The following is a 1,285-nucleotide window of genomic DNA, read 5'->3' as shown; positions in this document are numbered from 1 at the left end:
TTGGCGATGATCAGCCGCTGGATCTCGGAGGTGCCCTCCCAGATCCGGTCGACGCGCAGCTCGCGGTAGAGGCGCTCGACGGGGTAGGAGCGGTCGTAGCCGCGGCCGCCGTGGATCTGCAGGCACCGGTCGATCACCCGGCCCGAGGCCTCGCTGGCCGCGAGCTTGGCGATGGCGGCCTTGGCGTGGAGCGTCTTGCGGTCCTCGGCGGAGGCCCGGTCGACCTCCCAGGCGACCTGGTGGGTGTAGGCGCGGTTGACGGCGATGTCCACGGCGCANTGGAGCGTCTTGCGGTCCTCGGCGGAGGCCCGGTCGACCTCCCAGGCGACCTGGTGGGTGTAGGCGCGGTTGACGGCGATGTCCACGGCGCAGTCCGCGAGCATCCCCTGGATCAGCTGGTACGAGGCGATCGGCGCGCCGAACTGCTCACGCTCCACTGCCCAGTCCCGGGCCAGTTCCAGGGCCCGTTCGGCGGCTCCGGTGGTGCGGGCCGCGATCATCAGGCGCTCCTCGGTGAACCATGAGCGGGTGATGTCGTAGCCCTCGCCGATGCCGCCGAGGACGGCGTCCTGGCCGACCTGGACGTCGGTGAAGGTGAACTCGGGGTGCTCGTAGACGAAGGTGTGCATGAAGCGCGGGACGCGCGTCATCTCGATGCCGGGGGTGTCCTTGTCGACGAGGAACAGCGTCGGGGCGCGCTCGGGGCCCGCGGCGGCGAGCACGATCATGAAGTCGGCGTGGTCGCCGACGGTCACGAACCACTTCTCGCCGTTCAGCACCCAGCCCCGGTCGTTCTTCGTCGCCGTGGTGGAGATGTTCTGCGGGTCCGAGCCGGCGCCGCGCTCGGTGACGGCGTAGCAGTCGCGCCGCTCCCCCTTGATCACCGGGACGAGGAAGCGCTCGCGCTGCTCCGGGGTGCAGAACCTGAGCGCGTTGGCGGGCCGCCACACCATGTCCCACAGGGCGCCGGTGAGCCTGCCCAACTCCTCCTGGACGGTGACCTGTTCGGTGATGGTGAGGCCGGCGCCGCCCCATTCGGCGGGCATGTTGACGGCCTGGAGGCCGGCGTCGAGCACCGCGTCGCGGATCTTGGCGTGTGCGTCGGCGGGCAGGCCGTTGTCCTCCTCGCACCGCTCCTCGTAGGCGGCGATGAAGTCGGTGAGGGCGCGCGCGTCGGCCTTGAGCCGTGCCTGGCGCGGGGTGAGACGGAAGTCCATGGATGTCCTCGCAGTGCTGGGTGTACGGGCGGGGCGGGGTCAGTGCGTGGGCAGGGTCAGTGCGGGGG

The 1,285-nt window shown here is 71.0% G+C and carries 1 protein-coding gene; it reads right to left on the bottom strand.

Annotated features, from left to right (window positions below):
• A partial coding sequence (locus V7E45_RS40300; RefSeq protein WP_333779248.1) for an acyl-CoA dehydrogenase family protein occupies positions 1-1,217 on the bottom strand: 1,217 nt, incomplete at its 3' end.
• Positions 1,218-1,285: the final 68 nt, after the last annotated feature.

This window comes from Streptomyces sp. IBSBF 3136, assembly GCF_036815105.1.
GTDB lineage: Bacteria > Actinomycetota > Actinomycetes > Streptomycetales > Streptomycetaceae > Streptomyces.
Note: the sequence above shows the minus strand (reverse complement) of the source record. Positions and strands in the feature narration are given on the sequence as shown.